This is a genomic window from Achromobacter sp. Bel (genome assembly GCF_012928505.1).
In the GTDB taxonomy this organism is placed as follows: domain Bacteria; phylum Pseudomonadota; class Gammaproteobacteria; order Burkholderiales; family Burkholderiaceae_B; genus Achromobacter.
This window is the reverse complement of sequence record NZ_JABBJN010000057.1, coordinates 1-17743: the sequence shown is the minus strand read 5'-3', so window position 1 is coordinate 17743 and position 17743 is coordinate 1. Positions and strand designations below refer to the sequence as shown.

14 protein-coding genes are annotated in these 17743 nt (G+C 65.7%); 8 read left to right on the top strand and 6 right to left on the bottom strand.

The features are described 5' to 3' along the window. Positions 1 to 21: 21 nt before the first annotated feature. Genes HG262_RS25655 through HG262_RS25645 form a run of 3 tightly spaced genes read right to left on the bottom strand, consistent with a single transcriptional unit; the run spans position 22 to position 3375 of the window. A complete protein-coding gene (locus HG262_RS25655) occupies positions 22 to 1452 on the bottom strand; it encodes a mannose-1-phosphate guanylyltransferase/mannose-6-phosphate isomerase (RefSeq protein WP_088589059.1) in 1431 nt (476 codons plus the stop codon). A gap of 5 nt (positions 1453 to 1457) precedes the next feature. Then, on the bottom strand, positions 1458 to 1910 hold the full coding sequence (locus tag HG262_RS25650; RefSeq protein ID WP_169273713.1) for a GDP-mannose mannosyl hydrolase: 453 nt from the start codon (positions 1908 to 1910) through the stop codon (positions 1458 to 1460). 55 nt (positions 1911 to 1965) lie between these two features. Continuing rightward, a complete protein-coding gene (locus HG262_RS25645; RefSeq protein WP_169273699.1) occupies positions 1966 to 3375 on the bottom strand; it encodes an undecaprenyl-phosphate glucose phosphotransferase in 1410 nt (469 codons plus the stop codon). 244 nt (positions 3376 to 3619) lie between these two features. Between HG262_RS25645 and HG262_RS25640 the strand changes: the two genes are divergently transcribed. The 7 genes from HG262_RS25640 (at position 3620) to HG262_RS25610 (ending at position 13281) form a co-directional block, all read left to right on the top strand. Beyond that, positions 3620 to 4756, top strand: a complete 1137-nt coding sequence (locus HG262_RS25640) for a polysaccharide biosynthesis/export family protein (protein WP_169273698.1) — start codon at positions 3620 to 3622, stop codon at positions 4754 to 4756. An 82-nt stretch (positions 4757 to 4838) separates the two neighbouring features. Then, a complete protein-coding gene (locus HG262_RS25635; RefSeq protein WP_169273697.1) occupies positions 4839 to 7100 on the top strand; it encodes a GNVR domain-containing protein in 2262 nt (753 codons plus the stop codon). Between the two features lie 20 nt (positions 7101 to 7120). Beyond that, complete coding sequence (locus tag HG262_RS25630) at positions 7121 to 8524, top strand: phosphomannomutase/phosphoglucomutase (RefSeq protein WP_169273696.1); 1404 nt, start codon at positions 7121 to 7123, stop codon at positions 8522 to 8524. A 13-nt stretch (positions 8525 to 8537) separates the two neighbouring features. Then, positions 8538 to 10205 carry a glucose-6-phosphate isomerase gene (gene pgi / locus HG262_RS25625; protein ID WP_169273695.1) on the top strand — a complete coding sequence of 556 codons (1668 nt, stop codon included), beginning with the start codon at positions 8538 to 8540 and terminating at the stop codon, positions 10203 to 10205. Positions 10206 to 10216: 11 nt separating this feature from the next. Further along, positions 10217 to 11269: a UDP-glucose 4-epimerase GalE gene (galE, locus tag HG262_RS25620; RefSeq protein ID WP_169273694.1), complete on the top strand. Its 1053-nt coding sequence runs from the start codon at positions 10217 to 10219 to the stop codon at positions 11267 to 11269. 184 nt (positions 11270 to 11453) lie between these two features. Next, the gene (epsC, locus tag HG262_RS25615) at positions 11454 to 12401 is read left to right on the top strand and encodes a serine O-acetyltransferase EpsC (RefSeq protein WP_169273693.1); all 948 of its coding nucleotides are present in this window, start codon (positions 11454 to 11456) and stop codon (positions 12399 to 12401) included. Between the two features lie 61 nt (positions 12402 to 12462). Next, complete coding sequence (locus tag HG262_RS25610) at positions 12463 to 13281, top strand: NAD-dependent protein deacetylase (RefSeq protein ID WP_169273692.1); 819 nt, start codon at positions 12463 to 12465, stop codon at positions 13279 to 13281. A gap of 137 nt (positions 13282 to 13418) precedes the next feature. Here HG262_RS25610 and HG262_RS25605 read toward each other — a convergent pair whose 3' ends face one another. From HG262_RS25605 to HG262_RS25595, 3 genes are all read right to left on the bottom strand, one after another. Further along, complete coding sequence (locus HG262_RS25605) at positions 13419 to 14273, bottom strand: inositol monophosphatase family protein (RefSeq protein ID WP_169273691.1); 855 nt, start codon at positions 14271 to 14273, stop codon at positions 13419 to 13421. Between the two features lie 205 nt (positions 14274 to 14478). Continuing rightward, entirely contained in the window at positions 14479 to 15945 is a 1467-nt protein-coding gene (locus tag HG262_RS25600; RefSeq protein ID WP_006225579.1) for an NAD-dependent succinate-semialdehyde dehydrogenase, read from the bottom strand. A 126-nt stretch (positions 15946 to 16071) separates the two neighbouring features. After that, complete coding sequence (locus HG262_RS25595; RefSeq protein WP_169273690.1) at positions 16072 to 17334, bottom strand: 4-aminobutyrate--2-oxoglutarate transaminase; 1263 nt, start codon at positions 17332 to 17334, stop codon at positions 16072 to 16074. A gap of 156 nt (positions 17335 to 17490) precedes the next feature. Here HG262_RS25595 and HG262_RS25590 point away from each other — a divergent pair. Continuing rightward, a partial coding sequence (locus HG262_RS25590; RefSeq protein ID WP_169273712.1) for a winged helix-turn-helix domain-containing protein occupies positions 17491 to 17743 on the top strand: 253 nt, incomplete at its 3' end.

Here is a 17743-nt window from a genome sequence, read left to right as displayed (position 1 = left end):
AATGGCTCTTTCGGCGTTTTTTCAGACACGACCGTATAGATCCTGGAAGCGCACGATGTCGTCTTCGCCCAGATACGCGCCCGACTGCACCTCGATGATCTCCAGCGGAATCTTCCCGGGGTTTTCCAGGCTGTGGGTTTCGCCCAGCGGGATGTAGGTCGACTGGTTCTCGGTCAGCAGGTACTGCTTGTCGCCGTTGTAGATGCGTGCCGTGCCCGACACCACGATCCAGTGTTCGGCCCGGTGGTGATGCATCTGGGACGACAGGCGCGCGCCCGGTTTGACCGTGATGCGCTTGACCTGATAGCGCGGCCCGTGGCCCACCGAGTCGTACGATCCCCAGGGGCGCTGCACCTCGCGGTGGTGGTTCAGTTCGGAACGGTGCTGGGTCTTGAAGATTTCGACCAGGCGCTTGACGTCCTGCGACCGGGACTTATGGGCCACCAGTACGGCGTCGGCTGTTTCGATCACCACGATGTCGTCCAGGCCCACCGAAGCGACCAGCCGGCTGGTGGAGTGGATCAGGCAGTTGCGGGAATCCTCGACCATGACGTCGCCCGTGGTGGAGTTGCCTTCCACCGTCTTCTGGGCGATGCCCCAGACCGCGTCCCAGGCGCCGACGTCGCTCCATGAGGCCGCCAACGGGATGACGACGGCGCTGTCCGTGCGTTCCATGATGGCGTAGTCCATCGAATCGCTGGGGCAGGCCTCGAATGAGGGCCCGTCCAGGTGGAACAGCCCGCTTTCCCCGTGGCCTGTGGCCACGGCGGCCTGCACCTGCTCAAGCATCTTCGGCGCCAGCCGGGCCATTTCAGACAGGAAGACCGACGCCTGGAAGGCGAACATGCCGCTGTTCCAGTAGTAGCCGCCGTCGTCGATGAAGCGCTGCGCCACCTCCGGCGACGGTTTTTCCACGAAGCGGCGCACGCGGCGGGCCGGCGCCATGACGCCGGGTTCTTCCGCCTGGATATAGCCGTAGCCGCTAAGCGGCGCGGTCGGGGTGATGCCGAAGGTCACCAGCGCGCCCTGGCGCGCGGCCTCGTAGGCGGCAGCGAAGGCCGCGCTGAGCACCTCGCCGTCCTCCAGCACGTGGTCCGACGGCATGATCAGCATGATGGGGTCTTCGCCGTCCCGCATGGCGCGCAAGGTGGCCGCGGCGATCGCCGGGGCGGTATTGCGCGCGAAGGGCTCCAGGATCACCTCGGCGTCCTTGATGCCCAGTTCCAGTGTCTGTTCGGCCGCGATGTACTGGTGGGCGTCGTTGCACACCAGCATCGGCTTGGCCTGGGCGCCGGCCGAGCCCAGACGCAGCAACGTGTTCTGCAACAGGCTGCGGGCATCCGTCAAACGGATGAACTGCTTGGGCAGCAGTTCACGCGACAACGGCCACAGGCGCGAACCGGAACCGCCGCAAAGGATGACAGCCCGGTAGGGGGGAGGGGGATTCGTCATGGCGCTCACTCCTTGAAGTAGGCCTGGGTATACGGATGTACGCCGGGGTCGGCGGCGATCTCTTGCGCCGGCAGCCAGCGGTAGCTGTTGTGCTGGGACTGCGGAAGGCTTACGGTGTCCAACGACAATTCGGCCTCGTAGGCGAGGACGACGTAATGGGTGGAGCGGCCGGCTTCACCCGCGAAATTGGTGCCATAGAAGTGTTCGTACACGCCGCGCGGGGTCCAGGCCTCGGGCGCGACCGGCAGGCCGAGCTCGTCGCGGGCGATGCGGCGCAAGGCGTCGCGCAGGGACTCATTCTTGCGGACGCGGCCGCCGGGCACGAACCAGGCTCCCCGGGCGGGCGGATTGGTCCGCAGACCGGTCAGATAACGGCCGTTGGCGTCGCGCAACAGCAGGTCGATGGACACCAGCGGCAGCATCTCCACCGCCTGGCGGAAGTCGGCCTGCGCCAGCATGCCGCCCTCGCGGGGCGCATCCATCCGGGCGCCGTGCCCGGGCCATCCCAAAGGCTTAGTAGACATTGCGGCCCGTCCATCCCGACAGCGCCGTGCGGGCGATGATCAGCAGATCCATCCGGAACGTCCAGTGCTGGATGTAGTAGATGTCGTGCTCGACGCGGTCGCTCATCTTGCGCAGCGTGTCCGTCTGCCCCCGGAACCCGTTCACCTGGGCCCAGCCCGTGATGCCGGGCTTGACCCGATGGCGCATCATGTAGCGCTGCACCAGGTCCTTGTACATTTCGTTATGCTCCAGCGCGTGCGGACGGGGGCCGACGACGGACATGTCGCCCATCAGCACGTTCAGGAACTGAGGCAGCTCGTCCAGGCTGGTGCGCCGCAGGAAGCCGCCAATACGGGTGATGCGCGAATCGTTGCGCGTCGCCTGCGTCACGGTGCCGTGCTCCTGATGCACGGTCATGGTGCGGAACTTGTAGACGTGGAACACCTTGCCATCCACGCCCAGGCGCGGCTGGGTGAAGAAAACGGGGCCACGGGACGTCAGCTTCACCATCAGGGCGATGGCGATCATCAGGGGCGACAGCCCGATCAGCGCGCAAAAAGCGAAACTGCGATCGAACACCTCTTTGGCCCAGCCTCGCACGCCAGCGGCCGGCAGGCTGTTGAGCTGGATGGCGGGCAACCCCAAGAATTCGCCGATGCGGTGGCCCAGCAGCTGGATCGACATCACATCCGGGATCCAGCGGATATCCACCAGGTCGTTGCGCAGGTGGTAGAGCACTTCGCGTAATTCCTGGCCCGCCTCCATCGGAAGGACGATCCAGATCTCGCGCACGTTGTGCTCGTGGACGAAGGCGTGCAGGTTGTCCAGCTCATGCAGGCGGCGCACTTGCGGCGGCAGGCTTTCGTGTGGTTCGGCGTAGATGCCGGCCACGTTGTAGCCCGCTTCCCGATAGCGTTCCACGCGGCGCCACAGGTCGTGGCCCAGCGCGCCGAACCCCACCAGCATCACGTTCTTCTTGTTCAGGCCGCGGTCGCGCGCCGCGCCCAGCGCCGCGTACACGGCGATACGCACGCCCGCCAGCGTCAACGCGGTCATGCCGAACCAGGTAGCCGCCCACATGCGGGATATCGCGGCGGTCTGATGCATGAGAAAACTGACAAGAATGCCCAGCGCAAACACCGTGGCCCAGGCCATCAGGCTGCGCACCACCAGATCCGTCAGCAGGCGGCCCCGCCAAGATACATACAGGCGGAACGCCGGGAACAGGGCGATGACGCCCAGGCCGCACAAGTAGATCAGGAACAGATGGATCTGCGGGGGCTCCGCCAGAGCATCGTCCGAGAATTTCAAACCGGTGGCAGTCAGGCCGCAGGTGATGACGATCGCGGCGTCGAGCAAGCGGTACAGATAGCTTGCCCCGCTGAATCTTGCCGACGTGTCCGTGTTGGACGGGTCCATCGCGCACTCCTGTTCGTGGGGAGTCTTCTTGCGGCAGAAAAAAAAACGACGCAGTGCCGCAAAACATGGGGCTACCGACGAAATCTTATTGAGTGCAAGACGTACCCGAAACCTCCAAACGATGTAGGAGAAGGCTTAGGGCATCCGTCGAATGTGCGGGGCGTTGAAAAGAGAGTGGAATGTCGCAACCCGTTACGCATCGGGCTCCATTCCAAGCAACGAAGTCATTCACAGTGGATTTGCCATGACGACATTTTTCGGAACGTTGAGCCGAGCCATCGCCGCTATCGCGCTCGTGTCCTCGCTAGGCGCTTGCGCCCTGTCTCCCGGTATGACCTTCAACGCCGGCCATCTCGTAGATCCCCTGGATCCGAACTCCGTCGCGCCGATCAAGGAAATCACGCCGTCGCTGGTGGTGGACGACTTGCGCGCCCGCCAGGCGTTGATCGATAACGACGGCGTGGACCGCCTGGTCGGCAGCGTCGAACCCTATCGCATCGGCCCCGGAGACATCCTCTCCATCGTGGTCTGGGATCACCCGGAGCTCGTGCTTCCGACGCAAACCTACGCAATCGGGACTGGGGTGACCGAACTAGTGATGGGAGATACCGCCTCGGGCATTCCGGGCTATACGGTGTCATCCACTGGATATATCCAATTTCCCTATACGGGATTGCTGAAAGTGGCGGGGTTGACGGAACTTCAGGCGCGCAATCTCATAGTCAATAGTTCCGGCAAGTACATCCAGGATCCTCAGATCACGGTACGCGTGCTTGGCTATCGCAGCAAGCGCGTCTACGTCGAAGGCGAGGTCAAGTTGCCGGGCACGGTTGCGATCAACGACATTCCGATGACCCTGCTCGAAGCGGTCAACCGCGCGGGAGGCTTATTGCCCACCGCCGACCGCAGCGCCGTCTATGTGATTCGTGAAGGCCGCCGTACCCGCGTGAACCTGCCCGCGCTGATCGAACGTGGCCAGGACTTGAATCAGGTGATGCTGAAGTCGGGCGACATCGTGCGCGTGACGCCGCGCGACGACAGCAAGGTGTTCGTGATGGGCGAAGTGTTCCTGCCCACCACGGTGGTGATGCGCGACGGCCGCATGTCGTTGACCGAGGCGCTGGGCATGGCGGGAGGACCGAACCAGCTCACGGCCGACGCGTCGCAAGTGTTTGTGGTCCGCAGTACCGAGCAAGCGACGCCGCAGGTGTTCCATCTGAACTCCAAGTCGCCGCAAGCTCTGGCGGTAGGTGCGAAGTTCGAGTTGGAACCCAAAGACGTCGTGTTCGTGGATACGGCAGCGTTGGTGCGGTGGAACCGCTTCATCAGCAACCTCTTCCCGAGCGCACAAACGGTACAGACCGTGAAATCGATCAACTAGTCCGCCTTTCGGGGTCGCAAGACCCTAACCAACGCCTTTGGGGGCGCCGCAACCGCGGCGGCGCCCACGTCTGGAGAGCTGCATGTCGTTGCCCATCGAATCATTCGAGCCGAACGTCCCGGCTCGCCAGCAGGAAACCCCGTTGTCCTCGCATGTGGACGCCATCGTGTCGAACCGGTGGATGATCATCGCGATCACGTTGCTAGCCTTCTTCGGGGCCTTGGCCTATGTGATGGTGACGCCTTCGGTCTATTCGGCCGACATCATCGTCCAGGTCGAAGAGGAGATGCCCAATGGCCAGGCGCGCAGCCTGCTTGGCGACGTCTCCGCCATGTTCGACACCAAGGCCGAAACTTCCGGCGAAATGGAAGTGCTGCGCTCGCGCATGGTGGTGGGCCCGGCCGTCGACAAGTTCCTGCTCTACATCCACGCCAAGCCGCGCTATTTCCCCGTGGTGGGAGAGTGGTTGGCGCAGCGCTATGAAGCACTGCCATATCCGTCCAGCCTGCCGCGCGGTGGGTACGCGTGGGGTGGGGAGTCCATTGCGATCTCGCAATTGGACGTGCCCAACGAATGGCTGGGCAAGCCCTTTCGCGTGACTACGCTGGGCGAAGGCCGCTACACGCTGACCGACAAGTTCACAGGCGCCACGTTCAATGGCACGGTCGGCAAGCCCGAGCACTTCCTGTTGCCCGGCGGCGGCGCGATGGACGTGCATATCGACGCGCTGGCCGGCCGCCCCGGCACCGAGTTCACGGTGTCGCGCAGTTCGCGCCTGGCGGCTATCGAAGACGTGCAGTCGCATCTGGGCATCTTCGAACGCGGACGCGCTTCAGGCGTGATCGGCGTCACGCTGGAAGGCAACGATCCCGCGCTGACCACCGCGGTGCTGAACCAGATCGGCCAGGAATATGTGCAGCAGAACGTGAACCGCAAGTCGGCCCAGGCCGAGAAGTCGCTGACGTTCCTGGAGCAGCAGCTGCCCATCCTGAAGGGAGAGCTGGACGCGGCCGAGACCAAGTACAACGCCTTGCGCAATAAGCGCGGCACGATCGACCTGAGCGAAGAGGCCAAGCTGATCCTGGCGCAGTCGGTGGATGCGCAGACCAAGGTGATGGAGCTGCGCTCCAAGCGGCAGGAACTGATCACGCGCTTTGCGCCCACCCATCCCAGCATCGTCGCGATCGATCGCCAGATCACGTCGCTCTCCGGCGACGTCAGCCGCATCGGCAACAACATCAGACAGCTGCCCGATCTGGAGCAGGACGTCGTGCGCCTGGTGCGCGACGTGCGCGTCAACACCGAGCTCTACACGGGCCTGCTGAACAACGCGCAGCAGCTGCGGCTGATCCGCGCGGGCAAGGTGGGCAACGTGCGCATCCTGGACGCGGCCGTGCAACCCGACCGCCCCGTGCGCCCCAAGGCCGCGATCATCCTCGGCGTGGCCACCGTCATCGGACTGATCTTCGGCATGCTGTGCGCTTTCGTCCGCAATGCGCTGTTCGGCGGGCTGTCGGAACCCGATGACGTCGAACGCTACACGGGCCTGCCGGTGCTGGCCGCCATTCCGTACAGCGACATGCAGGACAAGCTGTGGCGCCGTAGCCGGCGCAAGAATGCAACGGTGCCTGCGCTGCTCGCGCAAAGCCAGGGCAACGCGCCGCCCATCGAAAGCCTGCGTTCGTTCCGCAATGTGCTGCAGGCGTCGCTGCGCCAGTCCGCCAACAACATGGTCATGTTCACCGGTCCGGTAGCGGGCGTGGGCAAGTCGTTCCTGTCGGCCAACTTCGCTTTCATCCAGGGCGGCGTGGGCAAGCGCGTGCTGCTGATCGACGCCGACTTTCGCAAGGGCCAGTTGAACCGCTACTTCGGCGTGCCCAAGGAGGACGGCTTGTTTGAAGTGCTGTCGGGCACCATCCCGTTGACGCGCGTCAGGAAGCACAGCGTGTCGGAAGGCGTGGACTTCATCGCCACCGGCGCGGTGACCTTCGACCCTTCGGAGCTGCTGGCGTCGCCCGTGTTCGGCGCGACCCTGCGCGAACTGGCGTCGCAGTACGACATGGTGATCCTGGACACGGCGCCCGTGCTCTCGTCGCCCGATGCGGCGGTGGTGGGCACGCATGCGGCGGCGGTCATGGTGGTGGTGCGCTCCGGGATGAACACCGTGGGCGAGATCCGCGAAACCGCCAAGCGGCTGATCCAGGCCGGCGCGCCGGTGGATGGCGTGCTGTTCAACGGGCTCAAGCTCATGCCTGAGCGTTTCGGTTTCCGCTCCAAATATGGGAACTATCGGTATTCCCGTGCGGCGTATTACGGCGATTTCAAACAGAACGGCCCCAAATAACGCCATCCGGAGAAACTGGCATGCACGGAACTTTTGGCTGGGACACCCCGCAAATTCTGGATGCGGTTTTCAAGGCTTATGACATACGCGGCACGGTGCCGGATGAAATCGATGCGCGCTTCGCCCACAGCCTGGGCATGGCGGCGGGCACGCAGGCGCGGGAGCAGGGCGCGCGGTCGATCGTGGTGGGCCGCGACGGCCGGATCAGCAGCGTGGAGCTGGCGGCCGCGCTGCAGGCTGGCCTGCGTTCGGCCGGCATGCATGTCATCGACATTGGCATGGCCACGACGCCGATGGTGTATTTCGCCACGCGCCTGATGGACACGGGCGCCGGTATCGCCGTCACGGGCAGCCATAATCCGCCTGCGCACAACGGCTTCAAGATCGTGCTGGAGGGCGCTTCGCTGTATGGAGAAGGCATCACGGCCTTGCGCGACGCGATGCGCTTGCCGATTGAATCGGCCGCGGTGTCGGGCGGGCGCACGCAGATGCAGATCCAGCCTTGCTACGCCGCCCGCCTGCTGGGCGACATCCGCATGGCGCGCCCGATGAAGATCGCCATCGACTGCGGCAGCGGCGTGGCGGGGGCGGTGGCGCCGGCGCTGTTCCGCGCGCTGGGTTGCGAGGTGACCGAATTGTTCTGCGAAGTGGACGGCTCGTTCCCCGGCCACCATCCCGATCCCGCCGATCCGCAGAACCTGCAGGACCTGATCTATTGCCTGCGCTATTCCGATTGCGAAGTGGGCCTGGCATTCGACGGCGACGGCGACCGGCTGGGCGTGGTGACGAAATCGGGACAGATCATTTGGCCGGATCGCCAACTGATCCTCTTCGCGCGCGACGTGCTGGAGCGCAATCCGGGCGCCGAGATCATCTACGACGTCAAATGCAGCCGCCATGTGGCACGCGCCATCGTCGAGGCGGGCGGCCGGGCCACCATGTGGAAGACCGGCCATTCGCTGATCAAGGCCAAGATGCGCGAGTCGGGAGCGCTACTTGCTGGAGAGATGAGCGGCCACATGTTTTTCAAAGAGCGTTGGTATGGCTTTGACGACGGGATCTATGCGGCCGCCCGGCTGCTGGAGATCCTGTCGTCGGCGCCGGACCCGTCGGCCTTGCTGGAAAGCCTGCCGCAATCCTGCGCGACCCCTGAAATCAAGCTGGACACCGCCGAAGGCGAACAGTTCGAACTGGTGGAGACGTTGCGCGCACAGGGGGAATTCCCCGGCGCCATCTCCATCAACGACCTGGATGGCGTCCGGGTGGACTATGCCGACGGCTTCGGCCTGGCGCGTCCGTCCAACACCACGCCGACGGTGGTTTTGCGTTTCGAAGGAGACACCGTGGCCGCATTGGCCCGTATCGAGGAGGACTTCCGCAAAGCGTTCCGGCGCATTGCACCTCACGTTCGTTTACCGTTCTAAGGAGCATCACGCGATGGGTAAGGCCAACTATGCGATAGAGGCGTTAAGGGCGAACTCCGGCCTGGCGCACAGCCCCGAGTGGCAGGCGTTCGCGCAAGCCGCGCAAAGCGCCGGACTGGATGCCGGCACGTTGAAAGTGATCGAGGCGGCGGGATTATGCGTGGACCTGACCATGCAGCGGCAGTCGCCGGCCCTGGAGGCGGCGGCGCTGAACCTGCTGCAGGCGCGCGGCCTGGCGGATGCGCGCCATGCGCTGTTCGTGGGCGACCCGGTCAACTGGACCGAAGGCAAACCGGCATGGCATACCGCCCTGCGCGCCGGTCGCACCCGGGAACAACCGGACGGCCAGGACGCGGATTCGGTCTGCGAATACTCGCGCATGACCGATTTCGTCCGCAAGGTGGATCAGACGGCGGATTTTTCAACGGTGTTGCATATCGGCATTGGCGGCAGCGACTGGGGGCCCCGGCTGGCCATCCAGGCGTTCGGCGGTCCGTCGCAACGGCGCCAGATCCGCTTTGTCTCCAATATAGACGGCCATGCTTTCCATGACGCCGTGGCCGGGCTGGACCCGCGCCGCTGTCTGGTCGTGGTGTCGTCCAAGTCCTTCACCACGTCCGAGACCCTGCACAATGCGCGGGCCGCCATCGCCTGGCTCAAGCAAGGCGGCGTGGCCGACGTGTCCGAACACCTGGCGGCAGTCACCGCCAACGCGCCGGCCGCGCGCGCCTTGGGCGTGCCGGCCAGCCAGGTGTTCAAGATGTGTGACTGGGTGGGCGGACGCTATTCCGTCTGGTCGGTCGCGGGGCTGTCGATCGCGCTGACGGTGGGCGCCGACGTGCTGATCGGCATGCGGGCGGGCGCCGAGGCCATGGATCAGCATTTCCAGCAGGCGCCGTTCGCCTCCAATGCGCCGATCCAGCTGGCGCTGGCGGGCTTGGTGAATTGCAGCGTGCTGGGCCACAACTCGTTGAACATCGCCGCATACAGCGCACGGCTGCTGCATCTGGTGACGTATTTGCAGCAGCTGGAGATGGAGTCGCTGGGCAAGCGCGTGGCCGGGGACGGCGCGGCGGTCGGCGTGCCGACGGCGCCCATCATCTGGGGCATGCCCGGCACCGACGGGCAGCACACGTTCTTCCAATGGCTGCACCAGAGCGAGGATGGCGCGCCGGTCGACTTCATCGCCAGCCTGCAAGGCCATGCCGACAGTCCTGACGCGCACCGGATGCTGCTGGCCAATTGCCTGGCGCAACGGCAGGCGTTGCTGCGCGGCAAGTGCCTGGAACAGGCGTTGCAGGACGTGGCGCATATCGACGACCAGGAGCGCGCGCTGAGCCTGGCGCAGCACATGGTGCATCCGGGCGGGCGTCCGTCGACCTTGATCGTCCTGCGTCAGCTGGACCCGCGGGGCTTGGGTGCGCTGCTGGCCTTGTACGAGCACAAGGTGTTCGTGCAAAGCGTGGTCTGGGGCATCAATCCCTTCGACCAATGGGGGGTGGAACTGGGCAAGCGCCTGGCCACCGGCATCGAACGTGAACTCGCGGTGCCGGTGTCGGCGGGCGTGGTGGACTGGGGCCATGACGCGTCTACGTCGTACTGGATCGACCGCTATCGCGGCCATGCCCAGGCGCCGCGTTCGCGGCACGCGTGGGTGCCGGGCATGGCCGCCCATCTTTGATGGAGGCGGGCATGGCGGATCTGCATGTGCTGGTGACGGGCGGCGCGGGTTATATCGGCACGCATACGCTGGTCGCGATGCTGGCGGCGGGCCAGCGGCCGCTGGTGCTGGATAACTTCAGCAACGGCAGCCGCGAAGCCGTGCGCCGGGTCGAACGCCTGTGCGGCGTCCCGATCCCGCTCATCGAGGGTGATATCCGGACTTCCGGCCTGATGGAGTCGGTGTTGACCGGCGCCGCGGCCCGGGGCGAACCCGTGCAGGCGGTGCTGCACCTGGCGGGTTGCAAGGCGGTGGGGGAATCGGTAGCGGATCCGCTGAAGTACTACGACAACAATGTGGCGGGGTCGATGGCGCTGCTGCGCGCCATGCGCGACACGGGCGTCGCGCGGCTGGTGTTCAGTTCGTCGGCCACCGTCTATGGCGAACCTCGGTATCTGCCTTTTACCGAGGCGCACCCGCTGGCGCCGACCAACCCCTACGGGCGCACCAAACTGATGGTGGAGGAAATGCTGCGCGATGTCTGCACGGCGGATCCCGCTTTCAGCGCGGTCACGCTGCGCTACTTCAACCCCATCGGCGCGCACCCCAGCGGGCTGATCGGTGAAAGCCCACGCGACCTGCCCAATAACCTGTTCCCCTTCATTACGCAGGTGGCGGTGGGCCGGCAACCGTTCCTGCGCGTGTTCGGAGACGACTACGAGACCGCCGACGGCACCGGCGTGCGCGACTATCTGCACGTCATGGACCTGGCGCAAGGCCATGTCCAGGCCTTGTCTTATTCCGCGGGGCATCCGGGCTTTGTCGCCGTGAATCTGGGAACGGGGCAGGGCACCAGCGTGCTGGAGCTGGTGCGGGCTTTCGAACAGGTCAACGGTTGCCGAATTCCCGTGCGCACCCAAGGGCGGCGTCCCGGCGACATCGAACGCATGTGGGCCGACCCCGCGCTGGCGGCGTCGCTGCTGGGCTGGCGCAGCACCCATGATGTGGCCGCCATGTGCGCGGACGGCTGGCGCTGGCAGCAAGGCAATCCGCAAGGCTACGAGGCGCCCGGGGCTGCCTCATAACCCCAATGCCGTGTCGGATGGGTTACGGAAAAAGGGCGCTAGCGGTTACAGTTGACGGGATTATTGCGTAGCAACATGGCCCGGCGGCCCGGCCGCCCGGGGCCATGCACCGTCAGTGAGGCACTCCCATGTTTGAATTCCATCCGTATGCCGGGTTCAGCGGCGCTTTGCCGGAGCTGCGGCGATGAGCGGCCCCTCCTACCTGCCGCCGGCCCACTGGAACCTGGACAGCATCGTGTCCGGCCTGCGCGAGGCGCGCGTCGCGTGGCGCGGCCCCCGCGGCCGCCTGCGTGAAGACTCGGGCTTGCGCGAATTCCCGTCGCAGGAAAGCCTGCGCCAGATCATCAAGGACCTCTGTGGCGCCTTGTTTCCGATGCGCCTGGGGCCGATCGACCTGCGCGAGGAAGTCGAAGACTTCTACGTCGGGCACACGATCGGCGCCGCGCTGGACGCGCTGCTGCATCAGGTCTGTCTTGAACTGCAATACGTCGGCCGCCATGAACACGTGGATCCCGCCGAGACCCAGCGGCGCGCCATCGAGATCGTGCGCCAGTTCGGCGCCGAGTTGCCGCGCGTGCGCGCCGCGCTCGATCTGGACGTGACCGCGGCCTATCAAGGCGACCCGGCCGCGCACAGCGTGGACGAAGTGCTGCTGTGCTATCCCGGCGTGGCGGCGATGATCCATCATCGCCTGGCCAACGTCCTGTACCGCCTGAACGTGCCGATGCTGGCCCGCATCGTGGCCGAGATCGCGCATGCCGATACCGGCATCGACATCCACCCCGGCGCCACCATCGGCCGCAGCTTCTTCATCGATCACGGCACGGGCGTCGTCATTGGCGAAACCGCCATCATCGGCGACCGCGTGCGGCTCTACCAGATGGTGACGCTGGGCGCCAAGCGCTTCCCGCCTGGTGAAAACGGCGAGTTGAAGAAGGGCCTGCCGCGCCACCCGTTGATTGAAGACGATGTCGTGATCTACGCTGGCGCCACGATCCTGGGCCGCGTCACGATCGGCAAGGGGTCGACCATCGGCGGCAATGTCTGGCTGACGCGCAGCGTGGCGCCGGGCAGCAACGTCACGCAGGCCAGCCTGGTCAGCGACATGCCGGATTGCGGCCTGGGCGGCTGAACCGCCGTATCGATGCGCGCGCGGCGCCGCTGGCGCGAGCGGCCAGGACAGAGGAGTCAGGATGGATACACGAATCTCGGATCTGGCCGCGCTGCGCGGCTTCATCGACCGCCACCCGCGGCTGTTCGTGCTGACGGGGGCGGGCGTCAGCACCGACTCGGGCATCCCCGACTACCGCGACACCGAAGGCGAATGGAAGCGCAAGCCGCCCATGACGCTGCAGACCTTCATGGGCGACGACCTGGCGCGCGCCCGCTACTGGGCCCGCAGCATGGTGGGCTGGCGCCGCTTCGGCGGTGTCAGGCCCAATGATTCGCACCGCGCGCTGGCGCGGCTGGAATCGCGCGGCCACGTGACCGTGCTGGTCACACAGAACGTCGACGGCCTGCACGAGGCCGCGGGCAGCCGCGAGGTCGTGGACCTGCACGGCCGGCTGGACGAGGTGCGCTGCATGAACTGCGACTGGCGCGGCGGCCGCCAGCCCTGGCAAGAGGCGCTGCAGCAGGGCAATCCGGAATGGACGTCGCTGGACGCCACGGATGCGCCCGATGGCGACGCCGACCTGGACGGCGAGGATTTTTCGCGGTTTACGGTCCCGCCGTGTCCGCGCTGCGGCGGCATCGTCAAGCCGGACGTGGTCTTTTTCGGTGAAACGGTGCCCCGCGACCGCGTCGACCGTGCCAATGCCGGGCTGATGGGCGCAGACGCCGTGCTGGTAGTCGGGTCGTCGCTGATGGTGTATTCGGGCTACCGCTTCGTGACGGCGGCATCCCGCAACGGGATGCCGATCGCCGCCATCAATCTGGGCCGCACCCGGGCGGATCCGTTGCTGACCCTGAAGGTGGAACAGCCTTGCGCGGTGGCGCTGGACGCCCTGTAGGCACGGTTTTTGCCGGCCGGTTTTTGACCGGTCTAAGCAAGTGCTTGCCCTGTAAGGGATTTTTCGCGCTGTTACAGACCTTTCCATAGGGTTGTCCACAGGAACTGTGGATAATTCCTAGGGATAACCCCCGCTTTTCAGGTCTCGATAGCATCGATCCCGTCGCCCAGCAGCGCCTTGCGGGCGGCATGCCAACTGCCGGCGTCCGGTGCGTAAAGCAGTCCGCCCGTGCGGTGCGTGGGCTTGTAGGGCGAGCCGTCAAAGCGTGCGGCGTAGCCACCGGCTTCCCGGTGCAGCAACCAGCCTGCCGCGTGGTCCCAGGCCGTCAATTGGTTGTATAGCGCCACATGGCAATGGCCGGCGGCCAGCATCCGGTATTCATGCGCGGCGCAGCGCAGCGACGCGGTGCTGGCCAGGCGCGACAGGTTGCTGTTGACGGTGGTGCGCAGCGGTTCGGGCAGCGCGCCGGTGGCGATCAGGCCATCCATGTTTTCGGGGGGCGCCGGGCTGGCCACCGCCAGGGGCACCTGCCTGCCGTTCTCGTATTCCATCCAGGCGCCTTCTCCCCGCACGGCCAGCGCGCTATCGCGGTTGACCGGGTCGTAGATGACCCCGGCGATCACGTCGCCGCGGTGGCACGCCGCGATCATCATGCCGAAGAGCGGCAGGCCGGCCACATAGTTGCGGGTGCCGTCGATGGGGTCGATCAGGAAGGCCAGGTCCGCGTCGACCAGCATGTTCAACAGGGCGGGATTGCGCGCCGAGGCTTCTTCGCCGATCAGCACGGCGCCGGGGTGCAGCTTGGCCAGGCGGGCGGCGATCAGGCGTTCGGCCGCCTCGTCCGCGTCGGTCACCAGGTCTCGCGGCGAACTCTTGCCGCGCACGGCGCCTTCGGGCAGGTTGCGATACCGCGGCATGACCTCCGCCAGGGCGGTTTCGGCCAGCACGGCGGCAAGCTTGCGGGTGTCCTCGCGGGTAAACGTTCTGCTCATACTGACTCGTCCAGGGAACGCGCAAATCTATCATGCCTGAGCGGCATTTGATCGCGTTTTGTAAGCCATTGGAACGAAAGGACTTTTTCCGGCTATGCAGGAGTTATCTGCCGGGTTGTCCACAGTTGGTGGGGATAAGCGGGCCGAAGCCCGCTTATCCCTTCGGGCGCAGCAAGCACGCGAAGCGTGCGCGGCGTGGGGGCTACTAGCCCAGATCGACGCACAAGTACTTGATCTCGAGGTATTCCTCGATACCGTACTTGGAGCCTTCGCGGCCCAGGCCGGATTGCTTGACGCCGCCAAACGGGCCGACTTCGTTGGAGATCAAACCGGTGTTGATGCCGACGATGCCGTACTCCAGCGATTCCGACACGCGCCAGATGCGGGCGTAGTCGCGGGTGAAGAAGTACGCGGCCAGGCCGAAGATGGTGTCGTTGGCCATGCCGATGACTTCTTCTTCCGTTTCAAAGCGGAACAGCGGCGCCACCGGGCCGAAGGTCTCTTCGGTCGCGAAGCGCATCGATTGCGTCACGTCGCGCACCACGGTCGGCTCGAAGAACGTGCCGCCCAGTGCATGCGGTTTGCCGCCAGCGATGACCTTGGCGCCGTGCGACGTGGCGTCTGCAATGTGCTCCTGCACCTTCTCGACGGCGCTGGCGTCGATCAGCGGACCTTGCGTCACGCCATCGGCGAAACCGTCGCCCACCTTCATGGCATTGACCTTGGCCACCAGGCGCTTGGCGATTTCCTCGTACACGCCGGCTTGCACGTAGATGCGGTTGGCGCACACGCAGGTCTGGCCGGCGTTGCGGTACTTCGAGGCCAGGATGCCGTCCACGGCGCGGTCCAGGTCGGCGTCGTCGAACACGATGAAGGGCGCGTTGCCGCCCAGTTCCAGAGACAGCTTCTTGATGGTGGGCGCGCATTGCTCCATCAGCGTGCGACCGACTTCCGTCGATCCGGTGAAGCTCAGCTTGCGCACGACCTCGCTCTCGCACAGGGCCGCGCCGATATCGCGCGAGCTGCCGGTGATGACGTGGAACACGCCGGCGGGCACGCCGGCTTCTTCGGCCAGCACGGCCAGTGCCAGCGCGGTCAGCGGGGTCTGCTGGGCGGGCTTGACGACCATGGTGCAGCCGGCGGCAAGCGCCGGGCCGACCTTGCGGGTGATCATGGCGGCCGGGAAGTTCCACGGCGTGATGGCGGCGGTGACGCCGATGGGTTGCTTCAACGCCAGCAGGCGCTGGCCGGCCTTCGGGCTTTGCAGCACGTCGCCGTCGATGCGCTTGGCTTCTTCAGCGAACCATTCCAGGAACGAGGCGGCGTAAGCGATTTCGCCGGCGGCTTCGGTCACGGGCTTGCCCTGTTCGGACGTCATGATGGCGGCCAGGTCTTGCTGGTTCTGCATCATCAGCTGCGCCCACTTCAGCAGGATCGCGGCGCGTTCCTTGCCTGTCTTGGCGCTCCAGGCCGGCAGCGCGGCCTGCGCGCTGGCGATGGCCTGTTCGGTTTCCTTGCGGCCCAGCTTGGGCACGGACACGATGGTCTTGCCGGTGGAGGGATTGTCCACCGGGATCGACGCGCCGTTGCCGGCGCCTACCCACTTGCCGTCGATGTAGCAGGCGTCGCGCAGCAGTTCAGGGCGCGACAGGGGATGGGTCAAAGCGGTCATTATGGGAGTCTCCTTGAATGAAATGCAGCAGGGCCAGGAAACGGCTACGGGCGTGGCGGTAACCCGCAACACGCCCGCAATTGCCATGCCTGCCCAACCGAAGATCGGGTGTTCAGGCCCTGGGCATCAGGCGGCCAGCGCCTCGGACAGGATAACCAGCGCGCGGTCGAATTGCGCGTCGGGAATGGTCAACGGGTACAGGAAGCGCAGCACGTTGCCGTATACGCCGCAACTCAGCAGGATCAGGCCTTGTTCCAGCGCGCGCGCTTGCACGCGCTTGACGGCTTCGGCGTCGGGCTTGCCGTTGGCGTCGTTCAGTTCCAGCGCCACCATCGAACCCAGGCCGCGCACGTCGGCGATGCCCGCCACCTTGCCGCGCAGGCCTTCCAGATGGGCGCGCAGCTTGTCGCCCAGCACGGTCGCGCGTTCGCACAGCTTTTCTTCGGCAATCACGTCCAGCACGGCGTGCGCCGCGGCAACCGCCAGCGGGTTGCCGGCGTAGGTGCCGCCCAGGCCGCCCGCGGCCGGGCCGTCCATGACGTCGGCGCGGCCGACCACGCCCGAGATCGGGAAGCCGCCGCCCAGGCTCTTGGCCATCGTGATGAGGTCCGCCTGCACCGTGTGGTGTTCCATCGCGAACAGCTTGCCGGTGCGGCCGAAGCCCGTCTGCACTTCGTCGGCGATCAGCAGGATGCCGTGCTCGTCGCACAGCTTGCGCAGCGCGGTCATGAGTTCAGGCGGGGTGATGTTGAAGCCGCCTTCGCCTTGCACCGGTTCGATGATGATGGCCGCCACGCGCTTCGGGTCGATATCGCACTTGAACAGCAGGTCCAGCGCCTTGAGCGAATCCGCGACGGTGATGGACTGGGTGCCGTTGGGGAACGGCACGTGGTAGATGTCGCCCGGCATGGGGCCGAACGACAGCTTGTAGGGGGCGACCTTGCCGGTCAGCGCCATGCCCAGCATCGTGCGGCCGTGGAACGAACCCGAAAAGGCGATGACGCCCGAGCGGCCGGTGGCCGAGCGCGCGATCTTGATGGCGTTTTCAACGGCTTCGACGCCGGTCGTGAAGAAGGCGGTCTTCTTCAGGCCGTCGATGGGGGCCAGGCGGTTGATGCGCTCGGCCAGCGAGATGTAGCCTTCGTACGGCACGATCTGGTAGGCCGTGTGCGTGAAGTTGTCCAGCTGGGCGGACACGGCGGCCTTGACCTTGGGGTGCAGGTGGCCGGTGTTCAGCACGGCGATGCCGCCTGCGAAATCGATGTATTCCTTGCCGTTGGCGTCCCACAGCGTGGCGTTCTCGGCGCGCACCGCGTAGAAGTCGCACATGACGCCGACGCCACGCGGGGTGGCCAGGGAACGGCGGGTATTCAGGTCCTGATTCTTCATCTCTGCCTCGGGGAACGTGGTGGGCGGGAAAAACCTTATTTAATGCTACGATGGCCCCATTTGTGGGAACCACTTTAATAAAACAGGTAGAACCAATTGCGGTCCATTGTAGGTGACTTGCTGCTGCTGCGTTTGGCCGACGGGTCCAGCGAGCCCATGAACAAGCGGCTGTACCGCGGCATCCGCGAAGCGATCCTCGACGGCGCCATCGCCGCGGACTCGCGCCTGCCGGCGTCGCGCGACCTGGCCGCCGAGCTCGGCATCGCCCGCAATACCGTGGTCCACGTCTACAGCCAGTTGCTGGCCGAGGGCTATACGCGCAGCCGCCAGGGCAACGGCACTTTCGTCAACGCCTCGGTGCCGGATTCCTACCTGGCCAGTGGCCGCCGCTTGCGCCAGCCGCCGCCGG

Coding starts and splice junctions, on each gene's coding strand:
- HG262_RS25595 (WP_169273690.1), bottom strand. CDS start 17,334: ATGAAGAATCAGGACCTGAATACCCGCCGTTCCCTGGCCACCCCGCGT.
- HG262_RS25605 (WP_169273691.1), bottom strand. CDS start 14,273: ATGAGCAGAACGTTTACCCGCGAGGACACCCGCAAGCTTGCCGCCGTG.
- HG262_RS25640 (WP_169273698.1), top strand. CDS start 3,620: ATGACGACATTTTTCGGAACGTTGAGCCGAGCCATCGCCGCTATCGCG.
- HG262_RS25645 (WP_169273699.1), bottom strand. CDS start 3,375: ATGGACCCGTCCAACACGGACACGTCGGCAAGATTCAGCGGGGCAAGC.
- HG262_RS25630 (WP_169273696.1), top strand. CDS start 7,121: ATGCACGGAACTTTTGGCTGGGACACCCCGCAAATTCTGGATGCGGTT.
- HG262_RS25610 (WP_169273692.1), top strand. CDS start 12,463: ATGGATACACGAATCTCGGATCTGGCCGCGCTGCGCGGCTTCATCGAC.
- epsC (WP_169273693.1), top strand. CDS start 11,454: ATGAGCGGCCCCTCCTACCTGCCGCCGGCCCACTGGAACCTGGACAGC.
- pgi (WP_169273695.1), top strand. CDS start 8,538: ATGGGTAAGGCCAACTATGCGATAGAGGCGTTAAGGGCGAACTCCGGC.
- galE (WP_169273694.1), top strand. CDS start 10,217: ATGGCGGATCTGCATGTGCTGGTGACGGGCGGCGCGGGTTATATCGGC.
- HG262_RS25635 (WP_169273697.1), top strand. CDS start 4,839: ATGTCGTTGCCCATCGAATCATTCGAGCCGAACGTCCCGGCTCGCCAG.
- HG262_RS25600 (WP_006225579.1), bottom strand. CDS start 15,945: ATGACCGCTTTGACCCATCCCCTGTCGCGCCCTGAACTGCTGCGCGAC.
- HG262_RS25650 (WP_169273713.1), bottom strand. CDS start 1,910: ATGCTGGCGCAGGCCGACTTCCGCCAGGCGGTGGAGATGCTGCCGCTG.
- HG262_RS25655 (WP_088589059.1), bottom strand. CDS start 1,452: ATGACGAATCCCCCTCCCCCCTACCGGGCTGTCATCCTTTGCGGCGGT.